At 49.0% G+C, this 253-nt stretch carries 1 rRNA gene; it reads left to right on the top strand.

Going from position 1 to position 253, the window contains the following annotated elements:
- A 23S ribosomal RNA gene (locus H5058_RS18325) occupies positions 1-253 on the top strand; the annotation flags it as partial.

The following is a 253-nucleotide window of genomic DNA, read 5'->3' as shown; positions in this document are numbered from 1 at the left end:
TAATTGCGATGGGGGGACGGAGCAGGCTAAGCAAGCATGGCGTTGGTAGTCCATGTGAAAGTGAGTAGGGCGTTTGTTTAGGTAAATCCGGACGAACACTAAACCTGAGACACGAGACGAGTCACTAAGGTGATGAAGTTGCTGATGCCATACTTCCAGGAAAAGCCTCTAAGCTTCAGATTATATGGAATCGTACCCCAAACCGACACAGGTGGTCAGGTAGAGAATACTAAGGCGCTTGAGAGAACTCGGG

This window comes from Pseudoalteromonas sp. SR45-4 (assembly GCF_014163535.1).
GTDB lineage: Bacteria > Pseudomonadota > Gammaproteobacteria > Enterobacterales > Alteromonadaceae > Pseudoalteromonas > Pseudoalteromonas nigrifaciens.
Note: the sequence above shows the minus strand (reverse complement) of the source record. Positions and strands in the feature narration are given on the sequence as shown.